The sequence below is a fragment of the Ensifer sp. Root142 genome (assembly GCF_001426785.1).
Lineage (GTDB): Bacteria > Pseudomonadota > Alphaproteobacteria > Rhizobiales > Rhizobiaceae > Ensifer > Ensifer canadensis.
Map to the genome: position 1 here is coordinate 181,340 of NZ_LMFK01000047.1, position 26,724 is coordinate 208,063.

Consider the following 26,724-nt stretch of genomic DNA (forward strand, 5'->3'; position numbering starts at 1 on the left):
CCCTCCATACCGTTCTTGCCGGTGGGATATGGGCAAAATGTTGAAAAAAGGCCGAGAAGGCAGGCTGTCGGCTTGCACTCCCTTGCCCATCGTGCCAATCGCATCCGCAAAATACCTGTCGCGCGACCAGCCTTGGAGAACCAGCATGAGCCAGTCGGGAAAGAACGGCCTCACCTACAGTGACGCAGGCGTGGATATCGATGCCGGCAATCTGATGGTGGAGAAAATCAAGCCGCATGTGCGCTCGACCCGGCGCCCGGGTGCCGACGGCGAGATCGGCGGCTTCGGCGGCCTGTTCGACCTGAAGGCCGCCGGTTTCACCGACCCGGTGCTCGTTGCCGCCAATGACGGTGTCGGCACCAAGCTCAAGATTGCCATCGACGCCAACAAGCACGACACCGTTGGCATCGACCTCGTTGCCATGTGCGTCAACGACCTGGTGGTCCAGGGTGCCGAGCCGCTGTTCTTCCTCGACTATTTCGCCACGGGCAAGCTCGATCCCGATCAGGGTGCCGCAATCGTTGCCGGCATTGCCGCCGGGTGCCGCCAATCCGGTTGCGCATTGATCGGTGGCGAGACCGCGGAAATGCCGGGCATGTATTCCGGAGGCGACTATGACCTTGCCGGCTTCGCTGTCGGTGCGGCCGAACGCGGCCAGCTGCTTCCAGCGGGTGACATTGGTGAAGGCGACGTCATCCTCGGCCTTGCATCGTCAGGCGTTCACTCCAACGGTTACTCTCTCGTTCGCAAGATCGTCGCGCTGTCGGGTCTTGCCTGGGATGCACCTGCCCCGTTTGGTGAAGGCACGCTTGCCGATCTCCTGATGACGCCGACGCGCATCTATGTGAAGCCGCTCCTGAAGGCGATCCGCGAAACCGGCTCGATCAAGGCGCTGGCGCATATCACCGGCGGCGGGTTCCCCGAGAACATTCCGCGCGTGCTGCCGAAGCATCTTGCAGCCGAGATCGATCTCGACGCCATCAAGGCGCCGAAGGTCTTCTCCTGGCTTGCCCAGACCGGCGGCGTCGCGGCCAACGAAATGCTGCGCACGTTCAACTGCGGCGTCGGCATGATCGCCGTCGTTCCGGCGGAAAAGGCGCAGGACGTTGCAGCCGTGCTGGAAGCCGAGGGCGAAACCGTCTTCACGCTCGGCCGCATGGTTGCCCGCGCCGAAGGCGCGCATGGCACGATCTACAAGGGCAGCCTCGCCCTATGATGAACGACGTGACGGCAGGCAGGAAAAAAGTCGTCGTCTTGATCTCGGGCGGCGGCTCCAACATGCTTTCGCTGGCCAAAGCTGCCGCCGAGCCTGGTTTTCCGGCCGAGATCGTCGCAGTGATTGCCGACAAGGCCGATGCCGGAGGCCTTGCCAAGGCTGCAGCGCTCGGCATCCCAACCTATGCGTTCCTTCGCAAGGATTTCGACAGCAAGGATGCGCACGAGGCGGCGGTCCTTGCCGAACTCGAGCGGCTGTCTCCCGATATTATCTGCCTTGCCGGCTATATGCGGCTGTTGTCGGCGAACTTCATCCAGCGCCACGAAGGCCGGATCATCAACATTCATCCGTCGCTTCTGCCGCTCTTTCCGGGTCTCCACACCCATCAGCGCGCCATTGACGCCGGCGTGAAAGTGGCGGGATGTACGGTGCATTTCGTCACCGAGGGCATGGATGAGGGTCCGATCGTCGCGCAGGCGGTCGTACCGGTTGTCGACGGCGACACGGCCGACACCCTTGCCGCTCGCGTGCTGACGGTCGAGCACCGCACCTATCCGATGGCGCTCAGGCTGCTGGCGGAAGGCAAAGCCTGGATGGAAGACGGACGGGTCGTCACGCAGGGCATCAGTCCCGTGCCCGCGTCTTCAACTCTGATTTCGCCGGCCGTATAAACCACCACTACTTTGCCGAAGCCAACCGCCGGTCGAGCGCGTCGAGCACACGCCGGGTCAAGGCGGGATAGTCCTCGTCGAAATGGTGACCGCCTTCGATCGCGACGACATCGACGCCCGCGCCCTTCAGGTCAGGGCAGGCGTCGTCTTCTTCCTCGGTGCCGTGAATGCACTGCACCAAAGAGGGGTCGATGTGCTTGATATCGTCGAGCGGATCGCCGCCATCGCCCTGCCCGGCCGCGCCGAGCCAGCCAAGCACCGAAATCTTGTAGTCGACCTGATGCGATAGCGCCATCAGCGTGACCTGCCGCACATGGGCGCGCTCTGCGGGCGGGAGCAGATTGAAAGTGCGTGGCAGGATATCGGCACCGAAGGAGTAACCGATCAAGAGAACATTGCGGACGTTCCAGCGCTTGCGATAGTAGCTCATCACCTTGGCGAGATCGTCGGCCGTCGCCTGCGGTTCGCGCTCGGACCAGAAATAACGCAGAGAATCGATGCCGACGACAGGGACACCTTGCTGCTGCAGGACGTCTCCGACCTGCTTGTCGATATCGCGCCAGCCGCCATCGCCGGAATAGATCACCGCCATGGTGTCGCGTGTCGGCTTGGTATCGAGCACCGTCAGGGGCAAGCCGAATGGATTGTCTGCCGCGCTCTCGCTGTCGATCAGATCCGTCAGATGACCTGATAGCGCCGCATAGGCTTCGTCGTCGCTGTCTTCCTGCGTGATATCAGGGTGTTTTTCGATGAGTTTAGCCACATGGCTTCGGCCGTCGTCGGATGCCGTCGGCGTAAAGACGACGGAGATCGGGTCCGGCAGGGCACCGTCCGTCAGGCCGTACACCATGCGATCGGCCTTCAAGGTCTTCTCCGCCGGCGTGCAGAGCTGCTTCGTCAGCGCAACGCCTTCCTCCGGATCGACCGCAAGCGTCTGGCCGATGGTCGCAGCCGGCGTCTGTGCGGCGATGGCCAGCGCCATGGCCCCGCCCGCTCCGACCCCGGCCACAATCGGCGGGAGGTAGGCATCGCTCTTGAGGACGCGCTGGACCTGCTGGCTCAACGCTTCGATATCCGACACCGTGTAGATGCAGTCGCCGTCGTCCTTGGCGAGCGAGGCAAGATAGGCCTTGAGGTCGATACCGATGACGACCGCCTTGTCGTCGACAAGGGCGCGAGCGACCGCATCTTCCTTGTCGCTCCAGCCATCCGCATTGGACAGCAGAACTACAAGGGCGGATGCCTTGTCCTTCGGGACGAGGATATGGGGTGCCGGGATCATGCCGGTGTCGTAGGTCGCCGCCGTCTCCTGCCCTAAAGCCGGTGCAACCGTCGCGATGGCGAGAAGGGCGGCACCTGCCAGAGGCTTCCAGATCATCGGGATCCGCATCATTTCTTCATCACTCCCTTGAGGCCGCCGCCGATCAGGAATGTTACATCCATCAAGGCAAGGATCGGATTGATGCCGCCGCTCGCCACGAGATAGCGCGGCTGCCAATGGGGGTGGAACTTCGACTTGAAGGCGCGAAGTCCCTTGAAATTGTAGAAGCGTTCGCCGTGCTCGAAGAAGGTTCGCCCTGCCCGATCCCAGACCGGCGCGATCTGGCGCGAGGACATACCAGACAGCGGCGCCATGCCAAGATTGAAGGTCCGGTACCCCTCGGCCTTCAGATATTCCATCACCTTCGCGAACAGGAAATCCATCGATCCCTTGGGGGCATCCGGCGAGAAGCGCATGAGATCGACGGTGCCTTCCTGCTTGGTTGCCGTCACCAGGATATTGGCGAAGGCGACGATCCGTCCCTCGTAGGTGAGGATCGCGACCGGCTGTTCGGCCAGATACTCAGGATCGAAAGCCCCAAGCGAAAAACCCTTTTCCTTGGCATTGTGATGGGCAAGCCATGCATCGGAAATCGCCGTCAATTCGCCCATGATCGCCGGAACGTCTGCTGGAGCCACCATTTTGAACTCCAGCCCGTCGCGCTGGGCGCGGCTGACCTGCTGGCGCAGATTGGCCCACTTGCCGCCCTTCATCTCGAAACGGGCGAGATCGACATGGGCGAGCTCGCCGAGCCTGAAGGCGCGAAGTCCCGCATCGGCATAGTAGGCGAGCCCAAGTGGCGAAACCTGATAGAACACCGCGCGGCAGCCGCTGGCGCGGGCCCTCTCGAAGAACTGCCAGATCAGTTCCGGCCAGGCATCGACCGGCCCCACCGGGTCGAACAGCGCGATCCACGAGCGGGCGCGCTGGCCATACATGATGAAGGCGCGACCATCGGCGGAAAACATCAGGCTCTTGTCTCCCATGCGCACCAGATTGGCATCGGACATGTCCTGCGCCTCGACGATCGCCAATGCCCGCTCCATGGCATCGTCGGTTGCCGGCTCCGCGCCTGAGGCCGCCGGGCGCATCAGGCTCCAGATGGCAACAGCGCTGGCGCCGATCGTCACACCCAGAAGCGCACGCAGGCCGCGCGGCGCCTCGGCAGAGAATTCGAACTGCCACCAGAGTTCATGGCTGTATTCGACGTCGCGATAGACGAACAGCAGGACGACCAGCCCACCCAGGCAGATCACCCCGAGTGCCGTCAACCACGGCAGCGTCAGCGCCTGGCCGAAGAGCGAAGCCGGCCGAACAAACAGACGGCGGCTGGCGAGGAGACCGACGAGAAAGAAGGCAAGCATGCCGGCCTCGACCAGCGCGATCGCCTTGATCAGCGAAAGCAGCAGTGCGGCAACGGCGATTGCGACCGACGCCCACCAGGCGCCATCGAGCCGCTGTGCGAGCCCGCGCGAGACGATGACGAGCGCAAGGCCGAGCAAGCTTGCCAGAAAGTGCGCGCCCTCGACGATCGGCAGCGGCAGCAGACCCTCGAGGAAGGCGAGATTCTCATCCGGCGTCGGCGTGACGCTCGACAGCACCAGCATGATCGCCAGCACGATGCCGAGTGTTGCCAGGAGAAGCGGCGTGATACGGCCGCCGATACGGCGCACGCTGGAGGCGACGGGATGGCCGGAAAGCTGACGAAGCTCGGTGCCGATGACAACCGCGATCGCGATCAGCAGCGGCAGCACGTGATAAATGACACGGTAGAGAACCAGCGCACCGAGGATCGTGTCGACATCGGCGCTGTGACCGAGCGTGGCGATGATGATCGTCTCGAAGACGCCGAGCCCGGCCGGAACATGGCTGAGAACGCCGATACCGACGGCAAGCGAATAGATCGCCAGGAAGGCGGGCCAACCGATTGTGCCCGCCGGAAGCAGCACGTAGAGCACCGTCGCCGATGCCGCCAGATCCAGCGCCGTGACGAGGAACTGGCGCGAGGAGGTGCGCGAATCCGGCAGGCGCAGTGTGAAGCGCCCGAGGCTGACCTCATGACCGTCACGCGCCTTGACGAAGACAGCGAGCACGACGCCGAGAATGGCAACCGCGATCATCCGCAGCCAGAAGGGGTTAAGACCCGTCAAGGGCGCCACATATTCGCCGACGGCGAGCAGGCTCAGGCACGTGACCGTCAAAAGCCCAAGGCCGAAGGCGAGCGTCACGAAGGCGATGATCCGGGCGATGTTTTCCGGCTCGATGCCCAGCCGCGAATAGGACCGGTAGCGGATGGCGCCGCCACTCAAGGCGCCAAAGCCGGCCGTGTTGCCGACCGCATAGGCGCAGGCCGCCGTCAACGCGACATCGGCATAGGGCAGCTTGCGCCTGACGTAATCAAGCGCGCCGACATCGTAGAAGGTGAGCGCGAAAAAGCTCAAGGCGGTGAAGAACACCGCCGCGGCGACAGAGGTCCAGCTGGTATCTGCAAGCGCCTGGACCACGTCGCCGTACTGCACTTCGGAGGTCAGATGAAAGATCGCCAACCCGAAGAGGGCGATCACCAGCAATGTCGCAAGTGCCTGCAGATAGCGCCGGTTACGGCGCAGAAAGGGTCTCCATCCTACCTCGATCTGCTGATCGTCGTTGGCTGCACGTTCCGTAAGGGAGGACGTCATGGGTTGCCCATGTCATTGATGAAGACATCAGCGCTGTAGCCTACCCGAGAACGATCAAAAAGTGAAATATCCGTAATGTATTGTTCTCTTATAAAACAAGGTCTTATGCCGTGAGCTTGCCGCGGTTCAGCTGGGCCCACTGCAGCAGCATGATGGTTTTGGCATCGCAGATCTCGCCGGTCGCGATCATGGCGACCGCTTCATCAAAGGGAATTTCGAGAACCTCGATATCCTCGCCCTCATGCGCCAGGCCGCCGCCATCACCGGCCTTTTCTGTGACATCAACAAGCCCAACGAAGAAGCTGGTGCGCTCGGTGAGCGCGCCGGGGCTCATATAGGCATCGAAGAGGTGAGTGGCCTTGTCGACATGGTAGCCGGTCTCCTCCAGCACCTCACGGCAGATCGCGACTTCAGGCGTATCGTCGTCGAGCAGGCCGGCCGGCGCTTCGATCATATAGGCGGGATCGCCCTGCAGCAGCACCGGCACGCGCAGCTGGCGGACGAGCACGACGCTCTCACGCCTCGGATCGAACAGCAGGATGGTCGCGGCGCTGCCGTGATCATGCACTTCACGCGTGAGCGTCGCCGTGCCGCCGCCTGACATGTCCTGCTCAAGGGTGATTTCTTCCAGATGAATGAAACCGTCCGAGAGCGTGCGCCGCTCGATGATCCTGACACGGGGATCGTGGTGGTTCGTCATGGCGGGGTCCTTGGTCGGGAGAGGAAAGGATGTGGTCGCAGTCGACCGTCAGTGAATGTGTTCCGAAGGGGCGCAGCTTTCGCGTTCCATCTGCAAGGTCGTGTGGTGCAGGTCGAACTCGTCGCGCAACCGTTGTTCGATCGCACGCCGCACCGTCTCGCCGTCGGCCTCTTCCGCCAGAACGACATGCGCCGTCAGCGACGGCTGGCTCTGGGTGATCGCCCAGAGATGCAGATCATGCACCGAGGCAACGTCGGGCACGGTCGTGATTGCCGCATGGATATCGGCCAGGCGCATGCCAGGCGGCACGCCTTCCAGCAGAATGTTGACGCAGTCCTTCAGCAGCACCCAGGTGCGCGGAAAAACCATGAAGCCGATACCAACGGCGAGCAACGAATCGACCCATTGCCAGCCGGTAAACCAGATGATCGCCGCGCCTGTTATCACCGCCAGCGACCCGAGCATGTCCGACCAGACCTCGAGATAGGCGCCCTTGACGTTGAGGCTCTCGTCCTTGTGGCTGGTCAGAAGCCGCATGGAGATCAGGTTGACGACAAGACCGATGACGGCAATCAGCAGCATGCCGCCCGACTGGATTTCCTGCGGCAGCGACAGGCGCTGCCAGGCCTCGTAGAGAATGTAAAAGGCGACGGCGAGCAGCAGCAGGGCGTTGAAGGCCGCCGCGAGAATCTCGAAGCGGGCATAGCCGTAGGTGCGCAGCAGATCCGACGGCCGGCGGCCGACATGGATGGCGACCAGCGCGATGGCCAATGCCGCCGCGTCGGTCAGCATATGCATCGCATCCGAGATCAGCGCCAGGCTGCCGGTCAGAATGCCGCCGACGACCTCGGCCAGCATGAAGCCGCCCGTCAGCCCGAGCGCACCCCAGAGACGCGAGACTGGCGTGTTGCTGACATCCGCATGTTGATGGTCGCCGCTCATGAAGGCATCCGGTGGCTAGAGTCAGGGTGCCGGTTTCACCCAGACCCTGTTGTCATGGAAAGCCGCGCCGCCATAGGGCGCAACTGCATCGGCGCCAGTAAGCACATTGATGCCCTCCCCGTCGAGATGGGCGCCGTTCGGCCACAGGCCTTCAGCGATCACCACGCCGCGCCGCGCGCCGCCGCCGACCACCACATGCAGGCGCACTTCGCCGCGTTGGTTGCCGAGCTTGACGATATCACCGTCGCCGACGCCAAGTGAGGCGGCGTCATCCGCATGCATCATTACCATCGGGCGGACTTCCTTCTGGATCGACGACGGGGTCTCGGCGAAGGTCGAATTGAGGAAAGAGCGCGCCGGCGAGGTAGCGAGACGGAAGGGGTGTTTCGCATCCGTGACCTCGATCAGGTCGACATGATCAGGGAACTCAGGCAGTGCCGCATGCGGCCCCTGCAGACCCATCGACTTCGGGGGACGGTTCGGCGCCGGCGTGCCGGTCCAGTCCGCCTTGAAGCGGAATTTGCCGTCGGGATGACCGAAGCCCTTGAGATAATGCGCGTCCTCGAACGCCGGCTGACAGTCGAGCCACTTCTCGCGCTTCATCTCGTCATAGCCGATGCCGTAGTTGGCAAGCAGCCGGTCGATATGCTGGCGCTCGCTCAACCCAAAGCCGGCATGATCGGCGACGCCGAGGCGCCTCGCCAGTTCCTCAATGACGAAGAGATTGGTGCGCACGGTCGATGGCGGCTCCACCACCTTCGGCCCAATCAGGATGTGTTGATGGCCGCCGCCGCGATAAAGGTCGTCATGTTCCAGGAACATCGTCGCCGGCAGCACGACATCCGCAAGCTGCGCCGTGTCGGTCATGAACTGTTCGTGCACCGCGACAAACAGGTCGTCCCGCAGGAACCCGCGTTTCACCAGCCTTTGTTCCGGGGCGACGTTCACCGGATTGGTGTTCTGGATCAACATCGCCGTCACCGGGCCGCCATGGCGCAGCGCCTCGGCATCGCCGGTCAGCACCCGCCCGATCTGCGACTGGTCGAGCATGCGCACATCAGGATCGTGGAATGCGGTGCCGACAAGCTCACGCTTGTCGAGCTTGAAGATGTCGTTGTTGGAATGAAACGCCCCGCCGCCTTCGTGCTTCCACGATCCAAGAACCGTGGCAACGGAGGCGGCTGCATGGATCGCCACCGATCCGTTGCGCTGGCGGGTAAAGCCGTAACCGAGGCGGAAAAAGCTCTTCGGCGTCGTGCCGACGAGTTTCGCGAACGCCTCGATCTCCTGGACGGACAGACCGGTGATCGCCGACGCCCATTCGGGGCTGCGCGACTTCAGATGCGTTTCGAGCCCGGTCGGGTCATCGGCGAATTCGGCCATGTAGGCGCGGTCGGCATAACCGTCGCGGAAGGCGACATGCATCACCGCGCAGGCGAGCGCCGCATCCGTGCCCGGTCTCAGCACCAGGCCCATATCGGCCTGCTTGACCGTGGGATTGTCGTAGATGTCGATGACGACGATCTTGGCGCCGCGATCCTTGCGGGCCTTCACCGCGTGGGTCATGACGTTGACCTGGGTGGCGACCGCGTTTGTCCCCCAGATCACCACGCAGTCGGACTTCGCCATCTCGCGCGGGTCGGGGCCGCGCAGCGAGCCGGTTGCCATCGAGAAACCGGTCCAGGCCATATTGGTGCAGATCGAGCCGAAGAAGCCGGAATAGCGCTTGGCGTGGCGCAACCTGTCGATGGAATCGCGTTGCACTTGCCCCATGGTACCGGCGTAGAAATAGGGCCAGATGGCTTCGGCCCCATGCTTCTGCTCGGCCCTGACGAACTGGTCGGCGATCTCGTCGAGTGCCGCCTCCCAGGAAATCTCCTGCCAGTTGCCGCTGCCCTTCGCTCCGGCGCGCCGCTGTGGCACCATCAGCCGGTCAGGATGATAGATGCGCTCGGAATAGCGCGCGACCTTGGCGCAGATGACGCCAGCGGTGTATGTGTTGGCGGCGGCACCGCGCACGCGGCCGATGCGGCCTTCGGCCGTCAGGTCCACTTCCAGCGCGCAAGCCGAGGGACAGTCGTGCGGACAGACGGAGTGGCCGATCGACTTTTCTGCTTTGATGGGGGTCGCAACGTTCATGGCTTTTCTATATGGCATCGACAATCGGGCTCAAAGAGCCAAACGCGCATCCATCGAAACAATTGATCACAGCCATCGGCGGCCCTCATGAACTATCGGCATATCTATCACGCGGGCAATTTCGCCGATGTTCTCAAGCATGCGGTGCTGGCACGGCTCGTCACCTATCTCCAGCAAAAGGAGAAGGCGTTCCGGGTTCTCGACACCCATGCCGGCATCGGTCTCTACGATCTGTCGAGCGAAGAAGCGCAGAAGACCGGCGAGTGGCGCGACGGCATCGGCCGGCTGCTCGAGGGTGATCTGCCAGCGCCGGTCGCAGCTATTCTCGAACCCTATCTGGCGACCGTTCGCGAGCTCAACACCGGTTCGGAGCTGACGCGTTATCCCGGCTCTCCGAAGCTGGTTCGCATGCTTTTTCGCCCGCAGGACCGTCTGTCGGCGATGGAATTGCACCCTGATGACTACGAGACGCTGCACCGGCTCTTCGACGGCGACTTCCAGAGCCGGATCACCGAGCTTGACGGCTGGCTGGCGCTTGGCGCTCACCTGCCGCCCAAGGAAAAGCGCGGCCTCATCCTGGTCGACCCGCCCTTCGAGATCGAGGGAGAATACGAACGGCTCGCCGACGGCCTCGCCAGGGGTTATCGACGCTTTGCCGGCGGCACCTTCTGCCTGTGGTACCCCCTGAAGAAGAATGCGCCGATCAAGGCCTTCCATGAGGCACTCAAGGCGCTCAACATCCCGAAAATGCTCTGCGCCGAGCTTGCCGTGCGCAGCGACCGCGACACCACGGGATTGTCGGGTTCGGGCCTGATCATCGTCAACCCACCCTTCACGCTCAAGAGTGAACTCGACGTGCTGTTGCCCTTCTTGAAAACCCGGCTCGGACAAGACCGTTTCGCTTCGGCACGCTGCTTCTGGCTGCGTGGGGAAGAAGCAGCAACTCGGGGCCTTGACTGAAAGGCTCTTAAAGCCGCAATCTTGCGAGACGATCCAGGGAGACGCCCATGACTCGCAAGCTCGCCGCAACGCTTCTGGCCTCGCTTTCCTTCGCCGCCACGACAGCGCCCGCCGCTTCGGCGGCCGACTATCTCGGGACCTACCGCGACCAGCCGACGTCCTATAGCGCGGGCGTCTGTGGCGACGCCTCGGTTCTCGGCTTCATCACCTCGCGGTTCGAATACAAGGCGGCGAACTATCTGCACGCCAATCTCTCGATCGCCGAGATCCGCAACATGGGCCAGAACCGGCTGGAACTACGCGACTACACGCACCGCGTCGAGCGCGAGTATTGCCGCGCGACTGCCGTCATGACGGATGGCGACCAGCGGCCGCTCTATTATCTCATCGAGCGCAACTGGGGCTTTGCCGGCATCGGCCGGAGCATCGAGTTCTGCGTCGGCGGCCTCGATCCCTGGTATGTCTACGGCGCACATTGCGCTTCGCTTCGCTGACCATGCCGAGGTATTGCCGACAGCGCCGGCTCCTGCCGGCGCTTTTCGTTGTGTTGGCACTTGTCGGCTGCAGCGAAGACAGCGCCGAGAAGAAGCCGCCATTGCAAACTGCAGGCCACACAAAAACGGATGTCGCCCTCCCCGTCGGCCAGGGCTTTGATTTCTACGTCCTCTCACTCTCTTGGTCGCCGACTTGGTGCGATGACAACGACCCATCAGGCAAAATCGGACAGTGCAAGATCGGCAGCAACCGCGGGCTGATCGTACATGGGCTGTGGCCGCAGGATGAGCGAGGGTACCCCGATTTCTGCCCGACGCGCCAATCCGATCGTGTGCCGGAAGCGCTCGGCCGCCAGTATCTCGATCTCATTCCTTCGATGGGGCTGATCGGCCATCAATGGCGCAAACATGGCACCTGCTCGGGCCTCAGCCAGCAGGACTATTTCGCCGTGACACGTGCAGCGCGCGAGCGCGTTGCATTGCCGGCGGAACTCGGTGCTGCGCGTCGCGAAAATTCGATGTCCGTCAGCGCCATCGAGGCCGCGTTCGTGGCCAGAAATCCGGGCATGACGACAAACGCCGTCGCTGTTACCTGCGAGGGCAAGCGGCTGGAGGAAATCAGGATCTGCTTCGACAAGGCGCTGAGCTTCCGGCCCTGCCCCGAAGTGGATCGCCAGGCCTGCCGAAGAGACACCGTGACACTGCCTCCAGCATCCTAGGCCGATACCTTGCCAATGGGTGCGGGAGCCGCTCCTATGTTTTGAAACTGCGTGTGGCCTTCCGTACTCGATTTCGGGCGGTGCGCGCGAAAGTGAAAGATGCTCGATGAGAATACTCTACTCGCCCACATCCCCCTACTCCAACAAGGTCCGCATGGCCGCGCATTATGCCGGGTTTGCGGTTGAAAGCGTGCTGACCGATACCAATGCCAACTCGCCAGAGCTTATCGGCAGCAATCCGCTCGGCAAGATTCCGACGCTGATTACCGGCGATGGCAAGTCTATCTACGACAGCCGCACGATCATGCACTTCATCGACCGGGGAACGAAAGGCAAGCTCTACCCGAAGAATGCCGGCAAGCGCTTGGATATCGAAATCCTCGAGGCGCTGTGTGACGGCATTTGTGACTGCCTGCTGGCGATCGTCTACGAGAAGCGCATCCACCCGCCGGAAAAGGTCCATCAGCCCTGGATCGACATGCAATGGACGAAGATCGAACGCGGCCTCGACCATCTGAACGAAAACCTACCCAAGACCGGAGCCAAGCTGCATGCGGGGCATTTCGCGCTCGCGGCACTGCTGCGCTACATTGAGCTGCGCTTCAGCGGCGAATGGCAGCGGGGTCGCGCCAAGCTCAAGAACTGGCCGGCGAAGTTCGAAAAGCACTTTCCGGATTATTCCAAATTCAAAGCATAAAAAAAGGCCGGGTCACCCCGGCCTTCTTTCTTTGATCCGGCAGAAGCCGATCAGAACTTCACACCCATACCGACGCGAACGCTCTGCTCATCGTAACCGGTCGAGACGCTCGTACCGCCCATATGGAAGTCCTTCGAGCCGTAGTCCGTGTAGCGATACTCAACGCGGGCGGTGATGTTGTCCGTCACGAAGGTTTCGGCACCAGCACCAGCCGTCCATCCGACCATGGTCTTGTCGTCGGCGCCAGCCTGAGTTCTAACTTTGGCGTTACCGACGGCGAGACCGGCCGTGCCGTAAACCAGGACCGGGTTCAGATCGACACCGACGCGGCCGCGGATCGAGCCGTTCACACCTTGCGTAACGCTGCGGTTGCTGGAATGAGAATCGTTGCCGGCGTAGCCGATATCGGCTTCACCACCGTAAACCATTTGGCCGCTCTGAACGTTGTAGCCGCCATAGAGGCCGCCGCCAAATCCAACCGCGGGGTTGTTGCCGGTCGCGTCGGCTTCGCCATGGCGCCAATCAACGGTACCACCGACATAAGCGCCCGACCAGTTCTTCGCAGCCGGCTCGGTGTATTCAGCCGCCGGAGCCGCCGGAACTTCGTCGATCGCGTCTGCAGCGTGGGCGGCCTGGAAGGCGATGAGGGATACGGCCGAAGCCATGAGGGTGGTGGTGAACGTACGCATAAATATTCTCCTTTACGAACCGATGCCTCGAGGGTTGGGATCCCGCAATGAAACATCGGACAACTTCAATTAACCCGCCCGGTTGAGCTGAAATTGGCCAGCAAATGAGGATTCACAAGAGCCAAAATGTGAAATTTTGGTGGCACAATCACGCCCAAAGTTTGATGTTGCTTTCACGCCACAGGAGTTTTATTAACCATCTTTCAAGATTAACGAAAGATATACTATATGGCTTCAAAATAATACAATTTACGCGAATTCCATTAATTTTTGCGAAATGAATCGTCAGGGAGAGTTTCAGGGCGGCGTTTCTTGCCTATATCTTCGTCCGCTGGCGCGAAGATTCGAAAAGCGGGATGAAACGTGAAGAAATCACTGAAGGCGGCACTCGTAACCGGTGGCGCCAAACGGATCGGCAAGGCTATAGTTGAAGACCTCGCGGCGCACGGCTTCGCGGTCGCAATCCACGCCAATGGCTCGCTCGATGAGGCGGAGGCGCTTGCGGCTTCGCTTGTCAAAACCGGGGTCGCAGCCGTTGCCGTGAAGGCGGACCTTACCGACACACAGGAAACCTTGGCGCTGATGGCGCAAGCCAACGAAGCGCTCGGACCGATCGACCTGATCGTCAACAATGCCTCGCTGTTCAAGAAGGATAGCCTCGACGCTTTCGACGAAGCCGTCTGGGACCGGCATTTCGCCCTGCATGTAAAAGCACCCTCCCTGCTCGCCCGCGATTTTGCCCGCCAGCTGCCACGCGGCGTCTCCGGCCTCGTCGTCAATGTGATCGACCAGCGCGTCTGGTCTCCAAACCCGCGTTTTTATTCCTATATGTTGTCCAAGTCCGCACTGTGGACGGCAACACAAACGATGGCTCAGGCACTTGCGCCGGATATTCGCGTCAACGGCATCGGCCCCGGGCCGACACTGCCGAACGAGCGGCAGGATCCTCGCGATTTCCAGGCTCAGGTCGATGCGGTGATCCTCAAGCGCGGTCCGGCGCTCGGCGAATTCGGGCGGACGATCCGATTCCTTTTCGACACGCCGTCGATTACCGGACAGATGATCGCGCTGGATGGCGGCCAGCACCTCGCCTGGGAAACGCCTGATATCAGGGAGATAGTGGAATGAACGGACGCGTGCCGACTGACGGCGGCATCCTTTATGACGGCAATGACATCGAAGACGACGACGACCTGATCGAGGCGCCTGAAGGCGTGCCCGCAGGCCCGGCGATCGAGTGGGCGGAGAATCGCAACGAGGTCGTGGGCCTCAAGGGCGCCGAACTGATCCAGGCCTTCGTCAAGCGGCTGCCGAACGGCCCTGGCGTCTATCGCATGTTCAATGAGGCCGGCGACGTCCTTTATGTCGGCAAGGCACGCAGCCTGAAGAAGCGCGTCGGCAACTACGCCCAGGGGCGCGGCCACTCCAACCGTATTTCGCGGATGATTCGCGAAACGGCGAACATGGAGTTCGTCACCACCCGCACGGAGATCGAGGCGCTTCTGCTTGAAGCCAACCTGATCAAGCGGCTCCGGCCGCGTTTCAACGTGCTTCTGCGCGACGACAAGTCCTTTCCCTATATTCTGGTCACCGGCGACAGCCGTGCGCCCGCCCTTTACAAACATCGCGGCGCACGCAGCCGAAAGGGCGATTATTTCGGCCCCTTCGCATCGGCGGGCGCCGTCGGACGCACGATCAACTCGCTGCAGCGCGCCTTTCTGTTGAGAACTTGCACCGACAGTGTGTTCGAGACACGCACGCGTCCTTGTCTTCTGCACCAGATCAAGCGCTGTTCGGCGCCCTGCACGGGCGAAATCAGCAATGAGGGTTATGCCGAACTTGTGCGCGAGGCCAAGGACTTCCTCTCCGGCAAGAGCCAGGCGGTGAAAGCGACGATTGCGGCGGCGATGGGCGAGGCTGCGGAAAACCTCGACTTCGAACGTGCCGCACTTTATCGCGACCGGCTCGCAGCACTCAGCCACGTTCAAAGCCACCAGGGCATCAACCCGGCCGGCGTCGAAGAGGCGGACGTCTTTGCGATCCACCACGAGGGCGGAACCTCCTGCATCCAGGTGTTCTTCTTCCGCACCGGGCAGAACTGGGGCAACCGCGCCTATTTCCCGAAGGCGGACCCATCGCTGCCGACGGCAGAGGTGCTTTCGGCCTTCCTCGCGCAGTTCTACGACGACAAGCCCTGTCCGCGGCAGATCCTGCTGTGCGAGGCAGTCGAGGAGCAGGAACTGCTCGGCCAGGCGCTCAGCGAAAAGTCGGGCTACAAGGTGTCGATCCAGGTGCCTCAACGCGGCGAAAAGAAGGATCTTGTTGATCACGCGCTTGCCAACGCCCGCGAGGCGCATGGCCGCAAGTTGGCTGAAACCGCGTCGCAGTCGCGACTGCTCGAAGGTTTTGCCGAAACGTTCAAGCTCGAACGCGCCCCACGGCGGATCGAGATCTACGACAACTCCCACATCATGGGCACCAATGCCGTCGGCGGCATGGTGGTCGCCGGCCCTGAAGGTTTCGTCAAAGGCCAGTATCGCAAGTTCAACATCAAATCGACCGACATCACGCCCGGCGACGACTTCGGCATGATGCGCGAGGTGATGACCCGCCGCTTCTCGCGCCTGCTCAAGGAAGAAGGCAAACCGGACCGGACTGCCGAGGTCGCCGAAGATGCAGCCTTCCCGGCCTGGCCGGACGTCATCCTGATCGACGGCGGCCAGGGACAGATGACGGCTGTCCGCACGATCCTGAGGGAATTGGATGTCGAAGACTGCGTGACGGCGATCGGCGTCGCCAAGGGTGTCGACCGCGACGCCGGGCGCGAGCGTTTCTTCGCGCTCGGGCGCGACAGCTTCACCCTGCCGCCGCGAGATCCGGTGCTCTATTTCATCCAGCGCCTACGGGACGAGGCGCACCGTTTTGCCATCGGCTCCCACCGCGCGCGGCGCAAGAAGGAGATGGTCAAGAACCCGCTCGACGAGATTGCCGGTATCGGGCCGACGCGCAAGCGAGCATTGCTCACCCATTTCGGTACCGCCAAGGCCGTTTCCCGCGCCGGCATGAACGACCTGATGGCGGTCAACGGCATTTCCGAAGCGGTCGCCCGGCTGGTCTACGAGCATTTCCATGAGGACGCGGCAAAATGACCGTTGCAGCGCAGCATGTCGAAGAGGACACGCGGAAGACGCTGTAATGGTTCAACCTTGCCGCATCGTTTCGCCCCCCGATCGATACCGATTTAAGGAATTATGCAGTGGCAATTCACCGGGCGTTCAGGTGAGATGCGCCAATTATGACAACCTTCGCACAATGATTTGTTGACCTGAGGGTCGCAAAGTCATTCTGTACCTCCGAGGAAGACAGAGAACCCGAATCCATGCCCACGCCCGTCGCCTACAGCATCCCCAACCTGCTCACCTATTTCCGAATCCTGATCGTGCCGCTGATCGTGCTCTGCTTCTTCGTCGAAGGCCGGCTGCACAGTTCGGATTTTGCGCGCTGGACGGCGGTCACTCTCTTTGCCATCGCCTCGATCACCGACTTCTTCGACGGTTATCTCGCCCGCATCTGGAAGCAGACCTCGAACATCGGCAAGATGCTCGATCCGATCGCCGACAAGCTGCTGGTCGCCTCGATCCTGCTGCTCGTTGCCGCCGACGGCACGATTGCCGGCTGGTCGATCTGGGCCGCCATCATCATTCTGTGCCGCGAGATCCTCGTTTCGGGTCTGCGCGAGTATCTGGCAGCGCTGAAGGTCAGCGTCCCGGTTACCCGCATCGCCAAGTGGAAGACGACGATCCAGATGGTGGCGATCGTCTTCCTGCTGGCCGGCCCCGCTGGCGACAAGATCCTGCCCTATACGACCGAGGCCGGTATCGTTCTGCTGTGGATTGCCGCGGCGATCACGCTCTACAGCGGTTACGACTATTTCCGCGCCGGCCTGAAACATGTGGTCAACGAATGAGCACCGTCAATCTCGTCTACTTCTCTTGGGTGCGCGAACGCATTGGCAAGGGTGAGGAAACGCTGGAAGTCCCGGCCGACGTCGTCACCATTGCCGATTTGCTTGCGCATCTGAAAACCCTTGGGGAAGAATACGAGACGGCGCTCGAGCACCAGAACGTCATCCGCGCAGCGATCAACCAGGAGCATGTCGAGCATGGCGAACCGATCGCCGGCGCGCGCGAGATCGCTCTCTTCCCGCCGATGACCGGTGGCTGACGCCATGGGCGCGGCCGTCACCGTGCGCGTGCAGCGCGAGGACTTCGATCTTTCGGCCGAGGTTTCCAAGCTCTCTTCCGGCCGCCCTGACATCGGGGCGGTTGTGACGTTTTCGGGCCTCTGCCGCGACGAAGCGGGCACGCTGACCGCTCTCGAGTTAGAGCATTATCCTGGAATGGCCGAAGCCGAAATCGAACGCATCTGCAGGCTGGCGGTCGAACGCTTCGGGCTGCAAGCGGCAACGGCGATCCATCGCTACGGCAAGATCAATCCCGGCGAAAACATCGTGCTGGTGATCACCGCCTCGCCGCACCGGCAGGCGGCTTTCGATGGCGCCAACTTCATCATGGATTTCCTCAAGACCTCCGCTCCCTTCTGGAAGAAGGAGCACTCGAGCGACGGAACGGCCGGCGGTTGGGTCAGCGCCAAGGATGCCGACGACACGGCGCGTGATCGCTGGAAACGCTGACATCAGGGGATGATTTTCTCCTGCCGCGTCACCGCGAGCACGATGACGAGGAAGCCGAAGATCGCGAAATCCCGCCAGAGGATCGGGCCATACGCGCCCCAGAGCGTTTCGAGCAGGCCGATCGCTGCTGCACCGAGCGCGGCACAAAGCGGCGAGGTCTGGCCGCCGATCGCCGCGATGAACAGCACCTTGACCCCGAAGGTTAGCCCGGTGCCGAAATCCATGTTGCCATAGTAGGACGCGGCCAGGATGCCACAGCAGGCGGCGATCAGCGACGCGGCGCCATAGGCGGCGATATAGACACGCGCCGCATCGATGCCGCACAGGGCAGCAGCGCCACGATCCTCTGACACCGCTCGCCACGACCGCCCGGCGCGACTATGCGCCAGAAACCAGTGACCGCTCGCGACCAGCGCCACCATCAACAGCGTGTTGAGCAACTGGATCACCGTCAGCGTCACCGGGAACTTGGCATCGGACCAGAAGACGATGTTGCCGTTCAGAAACGGTGGCAGCCACAGGCTCTTCGTTTCCGACGCCAGCCGCGCGGTCTCCATCAGCACCAGAAGACAGCCAAGCGACGCGACGACGACAGTGTTGGCCGACGAGAATGCAAGCGGGCGCATCACATAGCGCCCGGCGACAAGCCCTGCCCCGACGCCGAGTGTGAGGCCCGCTGCGGCGCCGAGGCCGAGCGCTACCGGCAGCACCAGCCACAGTTGGTTCCAGCCGAAATTGGCAAACAGCACGAACATCTGGCCGGCGAAGGCAAAGAGAGCACCGTAGGTGAGATCGGCCCGGCGGGTCACGGCAAAGGCGATGGCATAGCCGAATGCCAGCGCAGCATAGAGCGCGGCGATAGGGACGGCATTGGCGATCTGCTGCAGGAAATAGAGCATGGCGCATCCGGGAGCGTGACAACATCAATATAACTGGTAAAATCACATTTACCAGTTAGGATTTGTTCATGACCTTCACCTGGACCGCACACCGATTTGCCGGCGGCGCGCTGGCGCTGGATGTCGCCAACTCCGTCATCCTGCGCTTTGATCCCGCGAGGCGGATCGATCGCTTTGCCGACGTCCCGGCGCTCGACGGCTTCGCCGGAGCCGCCAACCGGTTCTGCGCCGAGAGCCAACGCTTTGGCACGCTGTTGCCCGTTGCCGAGCCGAACCGCACCAGGCTCTTGACGTTGCGCGAGGCAACGGATCGGCATTTTCGGGCGCAGGCGGAGGCCGAGCAGCGGGTAGACTTGATGGCCGACCTGCTCGAGGCGATCGCCGCGGTGTTGCGTGGTGCCGGCAACGGTGGAGACGCCGTCGCGCTCGACACCGCTACGGCCCATTCCGCACTCAGCCTCGTCGCCAATCCCGAACCCGATCGGCTGAAGATCTGCCCCAATTGCGGCTGGCTATTTCTGGACAGGAGCCGCAACCGCAGCCGGACCTGGTGCGACATGGCCGTCTGCGGCAACCGCAGCAAGGCCAAGCGTCACTATCGCCGCAGCAAGGAGGAGGCACAATGATAATACGGACGATTGCAACGCTTGCGGCCATGATGACGGTGATGCTGATCGCCGGCTGCCAACGGGAGACCGGCCCCGATCCGCTAAAGCTGACTGGCAAGATGTTCATCTTCAACTACCGCCTCGCCTATGCCGTCTACACGATCACGCTCCAGAAGACGGAGCCCGTGCCCGAGGGTAGCATTGTCATCGCGACATTCGAGAACCCGGTGGGCGGCGAGTCGCTCAAGGTGACGCGCAAGCTCTTTCCAAAGCTCGACAGAGTGGTGCTGGAAAGTCCCGATCTGACTTGTGTGAAAAAGGAAAGGCCCTATGCGGTGACGATCGAGGTGAAAGGACCTGCGGGCGAAACGCTGCAGAAACTGGAGACCACCGTCACCTCCGATGTCGACCAAGATATCTTGCCGGCGAAGCCACTGGTCGAGGGTCCGGCATACGACAAGAATCCGGCGGTCTTCCGGGACGGCAAGGCGCCGGAGCATTTTGAAACGGCAAAGTGCCCGATATGAAAAAACCGGAGCGTTTCCGCTCCGGTCAATCGAGTGATTTCAAGCCGTTATGGCCGGAAATGCAGATATTGAATTCAGCCGACGATTTCGGTGCCGGAGAACCAGTATGCGATTTCTTCAGCAGCCGTTGCCGGAGCGTCCGAACCGTGAACCGAGTTTTCGCCGATCGAAAGGGCGTGAACCTTGCGGATCGTGCCTTCATCAGCGTTTGCCGGGTTGGTGGCGCCCATGATTTCGCGGTTCTTGGCGATGGCGTTTTCGCCTTCGAGAACCTGAACGATGGTCGGGCCCGAAGACATGGACTCGACGAGTTCGCCGAAGAACGGACGTTCCTTGTGAACGGCGTAGAAGCCTTCAGCTTCGCGGCGGCTCATCCAGACGCGCTTGGAAGCAACGACGCGCAGGCCGGCGTCTTCGAGCATCTTGGTGATGGCGCCGGTCAGGTTACGCTTCGTTGCGTCCGGCTTGATCATCGAAAAGGTACGTTCAATCGCCATTGGCTCAATTCCCTTGTTTTCTTGAGAAGTGGCGGTTCATTAGCCGCCAATTCCGCGCAAAACAAGGGGGTTCACTCACGATTCGCCGCGAGCCTTGCGGGTTTCACGCCGCTGTCACAGAGCGGCCGATGCCATCGTGCAGGTCGAGGCAACGCTCGAACCAGTCTGTGACCGGATCGCCTTGGGAAAGCAGGCGTTGCGGCGAAACGATACGCGCCCATTGCAGCGCACCGAAGACGATGTAGTCGGCAAAGAGTGGCCGCTCGCCGCCGAGATAGGGCTGAAACTTCAGCATATGGCGCAGCGGCTCAAGCTTGTCGGAGAAGGTCGCAAGGGCCGCGCCTCCGGTTTCAGCCACCGCTTCGAGCGAAGTGCCGAAGCGCGCCTCGCGACTTTCGCGGAAATAGACCCGATCGACCGGATCGAGCCTGTCGTGAATATCCTTGATGATGATGCGAGCGATTGCCGGATGCAGCGTCGTCTGCGACCAGCCCTCGATGAAGCGGGCCATGGCCATGCCGCCCGGTCCGCCAAACAGCGACGGCCGATCCGGGTAGTTCTCGTCGAGATAGACGGCAATCTCAAAACTGTCCTGTACCAGCCGGTCGCCGTCGCGCAGAAGCGGCACGAGCTTGGTGGCGCCTTCCTCTACCTTGGGGATCTCGGTAAAGCCGATCGGAACGACGTCGAAGTCGAGCCCCTTATGCGCAAGCGACAGCTTGGTCTTCCAGACATGCGGTGAAAAAGGTCGGGCCCTGTCGGCACCGCAAAGCGAATAGAGTTTCCTGCTCACGTGATCTCCCGGCGAAAATTGGATCGTCTCACCTCATTCGACGCCAGACGGATCGAACGATCAAATGATTAAATTTCATGGGTGGCATTCGCCACAGGAATGCGGATCTGCGCTAACTTCGCGACCACGAAGGAGAAACAGATGCTCGATCATTTTCGCATGTTCGCCGACTACAACATCTGGGCCAACCGCCGGCTCTACGCAGCGGCCGCAGAACTTCCGGACAGCGAACTGAGGCAGAGCAAGGGTGCATTCTTCGGGTCAGCGCTTGCGACGCTCAATCATATCCTTGCCGCGGATCGGATCTGGATGAAACGTTTCACCGGCGAAGGCGACGCGCCGACAGCGCTGGATACGATGCTCCATGAAGATCTCGCCAGCCTTACCAGCGCACGCGAACGGGAAGATGCGCGAATGATTGCCTGGATCTACGGGCTCGATGAGGCGCGGTTTGCCGCCACCTTCAATTACACGACGCTGAGCTCACCAGTGATCGTCACGCAGAAGCTCGGGCCAACGCTCGCCCACGTCTTCAATCACCAGACCCATCACCGCGGCCAGGTGCACGCGACGCTGACAGCGCTTGGGCGTCCATCAATTGTGCTGGATCTCGCGTTCTTTTTGTGGACCGAAGGCGAAAAGTGGGCGAACTAAAACAGCCCATCTGGCACTCGGCCGCAGATGATTAAGCGACAGTCCGGGCTTGGGCCTTCCGTTCACAGCCGCCTTGAGCAATTGGCGTTGCAAGAGCCAGGCGGCGAGGCCAAGCGCGATGCCGCCTGCGATCGAGACTGTGGAAAAGAGCACCGTTGGGAGATGCGGCTGCAGCGGCGTCATCAACAGCTCCGGCACGAAACGGTGCAGGATGTAGATATGGAAGCCGGCAGCCGATAGCGGCAGCACCAGCTGCGCTGCCCAGCGCGGAACGCTGACGCGCGGCGCATAGACCAGAGCAACGAGCACGGCGATCAACAGCAGATACTTGATCTTCGTGCCGATCCAGACGCCCTCGTAAAGGCCGAAAAACAGGAAGGCGCCAGCTCCCGCGACCACCAGAAGCAGTCGCTGCAGATGCGTTTCGGCGATCGCGGCGCACCAGCCGATCACAGCGAGATAGAAGATCCATGGCAAGGTGAAGATCTGCCGGTTGCCGATCGGCCAGAGTATCGGCAAGGCCAGCCTGGCGATCAGCGCCACGCCGAGCAACAGCATGCCCATCGCAAAGGGCTGCCGAGCAGCAAGCCGCCGGAAGCGCTGGATCGCGAACAGCGCCACGAAGACCAGCATCATCTGGCAATAGGCTTCGATGAACCAATAGAGGTAGGGCACCATGCCACGGGTCTCCGGATCGGCGAAACCGAAATTGCCGACAAGGAAGATCGATGCCCAGGGGACTTCGCCCCAAACGGCGGCATAGGCGCCGACAATGAGATAATAGGGCACGAGGATCTGCGTGAGTGGTCGCAGAATAGCCAAGCCACCACCGGCCAGAAGCGGCCCCATCTGGAATCGGGCGAGGCTGAAACCGGCAAGGATAACCATGGCAGCCGATCCGCCCGGCAGCGGCCACAGGGTTTCGTGGTGAAGAACGACGAGCAATATAGCCAAGGCACGGATGATCAGATCCATTCCGATCCTTGCCGTCGCCGTTTCTCGCTTTTCCAGCGCCGCAAGTGTTGCGATCGGCATGGCCTCCCACATCTCCGGAGCCTGTCCAAGCGCCTTTTCGAGACCAATCGAGAGCTGCACGAAACGCAGCGAATCTCCGCCGAGCGAGAGGAAGCTATCCTCCGGCTTCACCCGTGCAGGATAGAACACTTGCTGGAAGAGGCTTTCGATACCTTCGCGATCGCCGTGGCCGGCGGCGATCGCCTGCTTTGCTGCAAGGCTCAGGGCACCATAGTCGACTTTGCCCGATGGCAACCTCGGGATTTCCGGCACGTGCGTGGCCATGATGTGGGCAAGTGTCAGGCCGCTCGCGGCAACGAGCAGGCGGCGCACGTCCTCGAGTCGGCCTTCGCCCTGAAAGAAGGCATGCAGCCCTTCGTCATCGCCGACGATTGCCGCCACAACACCGCGCCGCTCGAGCGCGTGCTCGAGGGTATCGTGGCCGATGCGCAGGCCAGCGATCTTGGACATGCGTTTCATGCGTCCAACGATGCGGAAAAGGCCATCGGTTTCGCGGACCGCCAGGTCGCCCGTATGCAGTTCGTCAAGGTCTGCGCCGCGGGCCAGGTCCTGCCGCGACGAGGCGTAGCCCATCATCACATTGGGGCCGCGATAGACAAGTTCGCCGGCGACACCGGCACCGGCAATCGCTCGCCCCTCATCATCCGCGATCGATAGCATGCCACCGGGAATGGCGACGCCGATCCGGTCTTCATTGCCCTTGAGCCGCGCGGGGGGAACATAGGCGATGCGGGCCGTCGCTTCGGTCTGACCGTACATGACGAATAAAGCGGCGCCTTGGGCGCGAAGATGCTCGTCATAGGCACGAACGCGCTCCGGCGCCATACGTCCGCCGGCAACCGTCATGAAACGCAGTTGCGGGAACGCACGGTCGCGAAAGCCGACCTTTTCCAGGAGTTCATAGGAATAGGGCACGCCGGAAAGATTGGTGCAGCCGCTGGCCGCAAGACCGTCAAGGAATCCTGGATCAAGGATCGAGCCGCTGGGAACGTAAAGGCTGGCGCCGACAGTCAGATGGGCGTTCAGCACCGAAAGGCCATAGGAGTAATGCAGCGGCAGGATCAAGCAGCTGCGATCGTCGGCGCCAAGCTCCAGATATTCGGCAATCGAGCGGGCATTGACCGAAACATTGCCAGCCGAAAGCCGCACCGCCTTGCCGCACCCGGTACTGCCAGAGGTCGACAGCAGGAGGCCGAGGTCCGGATGCAACGGCTTGTCACTGCCCCCCAGATGTTCGGTTCGCCAACGGCCGTCGATCCGGCAATAGGCACAGTCCGGTTCGAACATGTCCGTCCAGGCCGCAGTGCCGGCGGCGCGCGGCGCCTGCATGGCAACCACATGTCCGGCCTTAAGCGCTGCGAGATAGGCAATGATGGCATGTTCGGAGAGTTCGGGCTCAAGCTTTATCAGCGCGCGGGTGCGCGGAAAAAGTGCGACCTGACGGTCGACCCTTTCGTGCAGGTCGCGGTAGCTGACGAAACGCCGACCGGGAAGAACCAGAGCGGGACGCTCGCCCCACGCCGCAAGATCCGCGATGAATGAAGGGGGCATTGTCAAACCATCACTCTGCATTCGAGCCTCCCGCCCGATTTAGCAAGGCGGGATATAATTGTTGACAAGCTCCGTCAACTATAAACATGAACTAAAACAGCAACTTTCGACTTTCCGCTCCAATCGGTTGCGCCAGTCCCTCCTGCGGTGGGATTTCGACAACCATACCGGGCAGATCTGGTATCGCGCCTGGTATCTTCAGACTCCCTTAAACGCAGCGCCGCCATAGTGTTTTCGGATCCCATACAGGCATCGAGGACGACCACGGAATGACCAGGCAAGTTGCCGCGAACACCGGCCGATCGCAGACGAAAAGCACCACCATCATTTTGAAGGTGGCGCAATCCATGTCTCAGCTTGGCATCGCGGCACTGCCACGCAACTATGAACTTGTCTATGAAGCCTTGTCCGGCCGGCTACCGCAGCTTTCGCGCGATCTGGCGGCGCTCGGCGCCACGCCGCAGCAGGACGCCCTCGACGAACTCGGCCTCAAGCATCATCTGGTGGCTCACGGGGCACTTGCCGCCGACAGGGCAAGGGCAGCAGCACAGGAGGCCCTGAGCGAACTTGCTCTGCAGCTGAGGCACAGCCTGGCGCAGAAACACGCCTTCAGAAGCCAGCTCGACCGCTTCAAAGACCGCCTGGTCGCCGACCCGGTTGCCGGCCTGTCGGAGTTTGCCGACGACGCAGCGAGGTTGCGGGATGCGGCCGGCCTGCTGATGAATGAAGAACAGGCTTTTCAAACAGCCTTGCAGGTAAGCGCCGAGCGCTTTGCAGCGCTGGAAGGCGAGTTCGCCGAAAGCCGCAAACCGTTGACCCGCGACCCCGCCACCGGCCTGCCCAATCGCCTGGCCCTGGCGGCGCGTTTGAGAACAATGCTGGAAGCCGAAGGCATAACCGAGCCGGTTGCCCTGCTTGTCGTGTCAGTCGAGGGGTTGCGCGGTATCGCCGAGCAGCACGGCGGCAGCGCGGCAGAAAAGGCGCTCGGCAAACTTTCGACGCTGTTTCGCAAGTCGATCAAGAAGAGTGACTTCGTCGCACGCGTCGGCGGCCAGGAATTTGCGTTCCTCTGCAGCGACGTCACAGAGGAGAACGCCGAAGCAATTGCGCAGCGCATCCAGCAATCGGTGGAGGCGCTGCGCGTCGCCCTGCCCGGCCGTGCTTTCACGACCGAAACCCTTTCGCTCTCGGCCGGCATCGCGACGGCCCAGCCGATGGCGACGCCAGCCGACGTCATGCAGCAGGCCGAACTGGCGCTTGCGGCCGCCCGAACGGGATCGCGCTCGGGAATTCTTGCCTATACGCCGGAGCTTGGCGGCAAACGGGCGAAGATCTATTCGCCGCACGCTGCCTAAAGCGCGTCGCGATCTCCAGGGTTCATGCCGCTTCTGACTGCCGCTCATGCACGGCCATCCGGCTCGTGCCGATTTCGCAAGCCTTGTCACCCAGCCGACCGAGCAGGCGATGAAGATCCGTGCGCTCATTGTCATCGAGCGCCGAGAAAAGCTCTTCGATCATCTGACGACGTGGCCGGAGCGCCGCTTCGAGGCCGGCCCGGCCGAGGTCGGTAATCGAGATGATCTTTGCTCGCCGGTCCTCGGGATCCGGCTCGCGGACGACCATCCCGTCGCGCTCAAGTCCGTCGATCGCCTCAGTGACAGTTCGCGGGGCAAAGCTGAGTGCCGAAGCGATGTCGGCGCAGCGACATGGCCCGAGTTCGCTGAGATAGAACAGGAACTTGCTGCGCGCGAGCGAGACGCCTTCTTCACTCATGGACGCGTTCACCAGGCGGTGGACGCAGTGGTAGAGTTCGAAGAGCCGCTCAGCGACGTGAATTTTTTCTGTCATGGCAAATCACCTCATTGGCAACGCCAAAACGAGATAACCCGGCCCCGCTTGGCGGGACCGGGTTATCTGGTCGTCCGTTTGGCGTGGGTTATTGACTGTCCTGACCGGTCTTGCCGAAGGCCTTCGCATTGCCGTTGGCAATCGCGCCTGTCGCCGCGGCGTCAACCGCCTTGTTCTCGATACCGGCATAGTAATCACCACCGTCGACGGTGTTTGCGGACACGCCGGCACCTGCCGAAGCGTCTGCACGACCGGTAAAGAGCGGCTTCGGGCTGACGCCTTCATAGTAGCTGCCGCCGGCAAAGGCGGTGGATGCGCCGGCCAACGTTGCCGCTGCAACGAGAAGCGTTGCGATGGACTTTTTCATGGGAGTTTTCCTTGATGGGGATGGAG

Annotated in this window: 26 protein-coding genes and 1 pseudogene; 15 read left to right on the forward strand and 12 right to left on the reverse strand. The window is 61.9% G+C overall.

Going from position 1 to position 26,724, the window contains the following annotated elements; all coding sequences use genetic code 11:
* The first annotated feature begins 145 nt into the window (after positions 1-145).
* Positions 146-1,216 (forward strand): phosphoribosylformylglycinamidine cyclo-ligase, encoded by a 1,071-nt coding sequence (purM, locus tag ASD52_RS32995; protein WP_025426496.1) that lies wholly within the window; start codon positions 146-148, stop codon positions 1,214-1,216.
* The gene (gene purN, locus ASD52_RS33000; RefSeq protein ID WP_025426495.1) at positions 1,216-1,887 is read left to right on the forward strand and encodes a phosphoribosylglycinamide formyltransferase; all 672 of its coding nucleotides are present in this window, start codon (positions 1,216-1,218) and stop codon (positions 1,885-1,887) included. Before purM ends, purN begins: the two co-directional genes overlap by 1 nt.
* A 7-nt stretch (positions 1,888-1,894) precedes the next feature.
* On the opposite strand, the gene ASD52_RS33005 is transcribed toward purN, so the two are convergent.
* The 5 genes and pseudogenes from ASD52_RS33005 to ASD52_RS33025 form a co-directional block, all read right to left on the reverse strand.
* Positions 1,895-3,280, reverse strand: a complete 1,386-nt coding sequence (locus ASD52_RS33005) for an AcvB/VirJ family lysyl-phosphatidylglycerol hydrolase (RefSeq protein WP_025426494.1) — start codon at positions 3,278-3,280, stop codon at positions 1,895-1,897.
* Positions 3,277-5,886 carry a bifunctional lysylphosphatidylglycerol flippase/synthetase MprF gene (mprF, locus tag ASD52_RS33010; protein WP_057211446.1) on the reverse strand — a complete coding sequence of 870 codons (2,610 nt, stop codon included), beginning with the start codon at positions 5,884-5,886 and terminating at the stop codon, positions 3,277-3,279. Before mprF ends, ASD52_RS33005 begins: the two co-directional genes overlap by 4 nt.
* 103 nt (positions 5,887-5,989) lie before the next feature.
* On the reverse strand, positions 5,990-6,586 hold the full coding sequence (locus ASD52_RS33015) for an NUDIX domain-containing protein (protein ID WP_025426492.1): 597 nt from the start codon (positions 6,584-6,586) through the stop codon (positions 5,990-5,992).
* A 51-nt stretch (positions 6,587-6,637) separates the two neighbouring features.
* Positions 6,638-7,528, reverse strand: a pseudogene (locus tag ASD52_RS33020) (cation diffusion facilitator family transporter); the annotation flags it as partial.
* Positions 7,529-7,549: 21 nt separating this feature from the next.
* Complete coding sequence (locus tag ASD52_RS33025; protein WP_025426490.1) at positions 7,550-9,685, reverse strand: molybdopterin oxidoreductase family protein; 2,136 nt, start codon at positions 9,683-9,685, stop codon at positions 7,550-7,552.
* Between the two features lie 69 nt (positions 9,686-9,754).
* On the opposite strand from ASD52_RS33025, the gene ASD52_RS33030 reads away from it, so the two are divergent.
* From ASD52_RS33030 to ASD52_RS33045, 4 genes are all read left to right on the forward strand, one after another.
* Positions 9,755-10,627, forward strand: coding sequence for a 23S rRNA (adenine(2030)-N(6))-methyltransferase RlmJ (locus ASD52_RS33030; RefSeq protein WP_025426489.1), 873 nt, complete (start codon positions 9,755-9,757; stop codon positions 10,625-10,627).
* Between the two features lie 47 nt (positions 10,628-10,674).
* Complete coding sequence (locus ASD52_RS33035) at positions 10,675-11,121, forward strand: hypothetical protein (RefSeq protein ID WP_025426488.1); 447 nt, start codon at positions 10,675-10,677, stop codon at positions 11,119-11,121.
* A 2-nt stretch (positions 11,122-11,123) separates the two neighbouring features.
* Positions 11,124-11,840, forward strand: coding sequence for a ribonuclease T(2) (locus ASD52_RS33040; protein WP_057211525.1), 717 nt, complete (start codon positions 11,124-11,126; stop codon positions 11,838-11,840).
* A 106-nt stretch (positions 11,841-11,946) separates the two neighbouring features.
* Positions 11,947-12,537 carry a glutathione S-transferase gene (locus ASD52_RS33045; RefSeq protein ID WP_025426486.1) on the forward strand — a complete coding sequence of 197 codons (591 nt, stop codon included), beginning with the start codon at positions 11,947-11,949 and terminating at the stop codon, positions 12,535-12,537.
* A 50-nt stretch (positions 12,538-12,587) separates the two neighbouring features.
* On the opposite strand, the gene ASD52_RS33050 is transcribed toward ASD52_RS33045, so the two are convergent.
* Positions 12,588-13,226 (reverse strand): outer membrane protein, encoded by a 639-nt coding sequence (locus ASD52_RS33050; protein ID WP_025426485.1) that lies wholly within the window; start codon positions 13,224-13,226, stop codon positions 12,588-12,590.
* Between the two features lie 363 nt (positions 13,227-13,589).
* Between ASD52_RS33050 and ASD52_RS33055 the strand changes: the two genes are divergently transcribed.
* From ASD52_RS33055 to ASD52_RS33075, 5 genes are all read left to right on the forward strand, one after another.
* On the forward strand, positions 13,590-14,354 hold the full coding sequence (locus tag ASD52_RS33055) for an SDR family oxidoreductase (RefSeq protein WP_025426484.1): 765 nt from the start codon (positions 13,590-13,592) through the stop codon (positions 14,352-14,354).
* Positions 14,351-16,375, forward strand: a complete 2,025-nt coding sequence (uvrC, locus tag ASD52_RS33060) for an excinuclease ABC subunit UvrC (protein WP_025426483.1) — start codon at positions 14,351-14,353, stop codon at positions 16,373-16,375. Before ASD52_RS33055 ends, uvrC begins: the two co-directional genes overlap by 4 nt.
* A 230-nt stretch (positions 16,376-16,605) precedes the next feature.
* Complete coding sequence (gene pgsA, locus ASD52_RS33065) at positions 16,606-17,193, forward strand: CDP-diacylglycerol--glycerol-3-phosphate 3-phosphatidyltransferase (RefSeq protein ID WP_025426482.1); 588 nt, start codon at positions 16,606-16,608, stop codon at positions 17,191-17,193.
* On the forward strand, positions 17,190-17,450 hold the full coding sequence (gene moaD, locus ASD52_RS33070; protein ID WP_057211447.1) for a molybdopterin converting factor subunit 1: 261 nt from the start codon (positions 17,190-17,192) through the stop codon (positions 17,448-17,450). Before pgsA ends, moaD begins: the two co-directional genes overlap by 4 nt.
* Positions 17,451-17,454: 4 nt before the next feature.
* Positions 17,455-17,919, forward strand: coding sequence for a molybdenum cofactor biosynthesis protein MoaE (locus tag ASD52_RS33075; protein WP_025426480.1), 465 nt, complete (start codon positions 17,455-17,457; stop codon positions 17,917-17,919).
* Positions 17,920-17,921: 2 nt separating this feature from the next.
* Here the strand turns inward: ASD52_RS33075 and ASD52_RS33080 are convergent, their stop codons facing one another.
* The gene (locus tag ASD52_RS33080) at positions 17,922-18,818 is read right to left on the reverse strand and encodes a branched-chain amino acid ABC transporter permease (protein WP_025426479.1); all 897 of its coding nucleotides are present in this window, start codon (positions 18,816-18,818) and stop codon (positions 17,922-17,924) included.
* Between the two features lie 68 nt (positions 18,819-18,886).
* Here ASD52_RS33080 and ASD52_RS33085 point away from each other — a divergent pair, with 68 nt between their 5' ends.
* Together ASD52_RS33085 and ASD52_RS33090 are read left to right on the forward strand one after the other, a co-directional pair.
* On the forward strand, positions 18,887-19,444 hold the full coding sequence (locus tag ASD52_RS33085; RefSeq protein ID WP_025426478.1) for a CGNR zinc finger domain-containing protein: 558 nt from the start codon (positions 18,887-18,889) through the stop codon (positions 19,442-19,444).
* A complete protein-coding gene (locus ASD52_RS33090) occupies positions 19,441-19,953 on the forward strand; it encodes a hypothetical protein (protein WP_038575989.1) in 513 nt (170 codons plus the stop codon). The genes ASD52_RS33085 and ASD52_RS33090 overlap by 4 nt, the downstream gene beginning before the upstream one ends.
* Positions 19,954-20,027: 74 nt before the next feature.
* On the opposite strand, the gene ndk is transcribed toward ASD52_RS33090, so the two are convergent.
* Together ndk and ASD52_RS33100 are read right to left on the reverse strand one after the other, a co-directional pair.
* Complete coding sequence (gene ndk, locus ASD52_RS33095; protein WP_025426476.1) at positions 20,028-20,450, reverse strand: nucleoside-diphosphate kinase; 423 nt, start codon at positions 20,448-20,450, stop codon at positions 20,028-20,030.
* Positions 20,451-20,553: 103 nt separating this feature from the next.
* The gene (locus ASD52_RS33100) at positions 20,554-21,243 is read right to left on the reverse strand and encodes a glutathione S-transferase family protein (RefSeq protein ID WP_025426475.1); all 690 of its coding nucleotides are present in this window, start codon (positions 21,241-21,243) and stop codon (positions 20,554-20,556) included.
* A gap of 141 nt (positions 21,244-21,384) precedes the next feature.
* Here ASD52_RS33100 and ASD52_RS33105 point away from each other — a divergent pair, with 141 nt between their 5' ends.
* Positions 21,385-21,897 (forward strand): DinB family protein, encoded by a 513-nt coding sequence (locus ASD52_RS33105; RefSeq protein ID WP_025426474.1) that lies wholly within the window; start codon positions 21,385-21,387, stop codon positions 21,895-21,897.
* Here ASD52_RS33105 and ASD52_RS33110 read toward each other — a convergent pair.
* Positions 21,838-24,504, reverse strand: a complete 2,667-nt coding sequence (locus ASD52_RS33110; RefSeq protein ID WP_025426473.1) for an AMP-binding protein — start codon at positions 24,502-24,504, stop codon at positions 21,838-21,840. The two genes, ASD52_RS33105 and ASD52_RS33110, sit on opposite strands and share 60 nt — an antisense overlap.
* Positions 24,505-24,752: 248 nt before the next feature.
* On the opposite strand from ASD52_RS33110, the gene ASD52_RS33115 reads away from it, so the two are divergent.
* A complete protein-coding gene (locus ASD52_RS33115) occupies positions 24,753-25,838 on the forward strand; it encodes a GGDEF domain-containing protein (protein ID WP_025426472.1) in 1,086 nt (361 codons plus the stop codon).
* 22 nt (positions 25,839-25,860) lie between these two features.
* Here ASD52_RS33115 and ASD52_RS33120 read toward each other — a convergent pair whose 3' ends face one another.
* Positions 25,861-26,331 (reverse strand): MarR family transcriptional regulator, encoded by a 471-nt coding sequence (locus tag ASD52_RS33120; RefSeq protein WP_025426471.1) that lies wholly within the window; start codon positions 26,329-26,331, stop codon positions 25,861-25,863.
* An 88-nt stretch (positions 26,332-26,419) separates the two neighbouring features.
* Positions 26,420-26,698 carry a hypothetical protein gene (locus tag ASD52_RS33125; protein ID WP_025426470.1) on the reverse strand — a complete coding sequence of 93 codons (279 nt, stop codon included), beginning with the start codon at positions 26,696-26,698 and terminating at the stop codon, positions 26,420-26,422.
* Positions 26,699-26,724 lie beyond the last annotated feature (26 nt).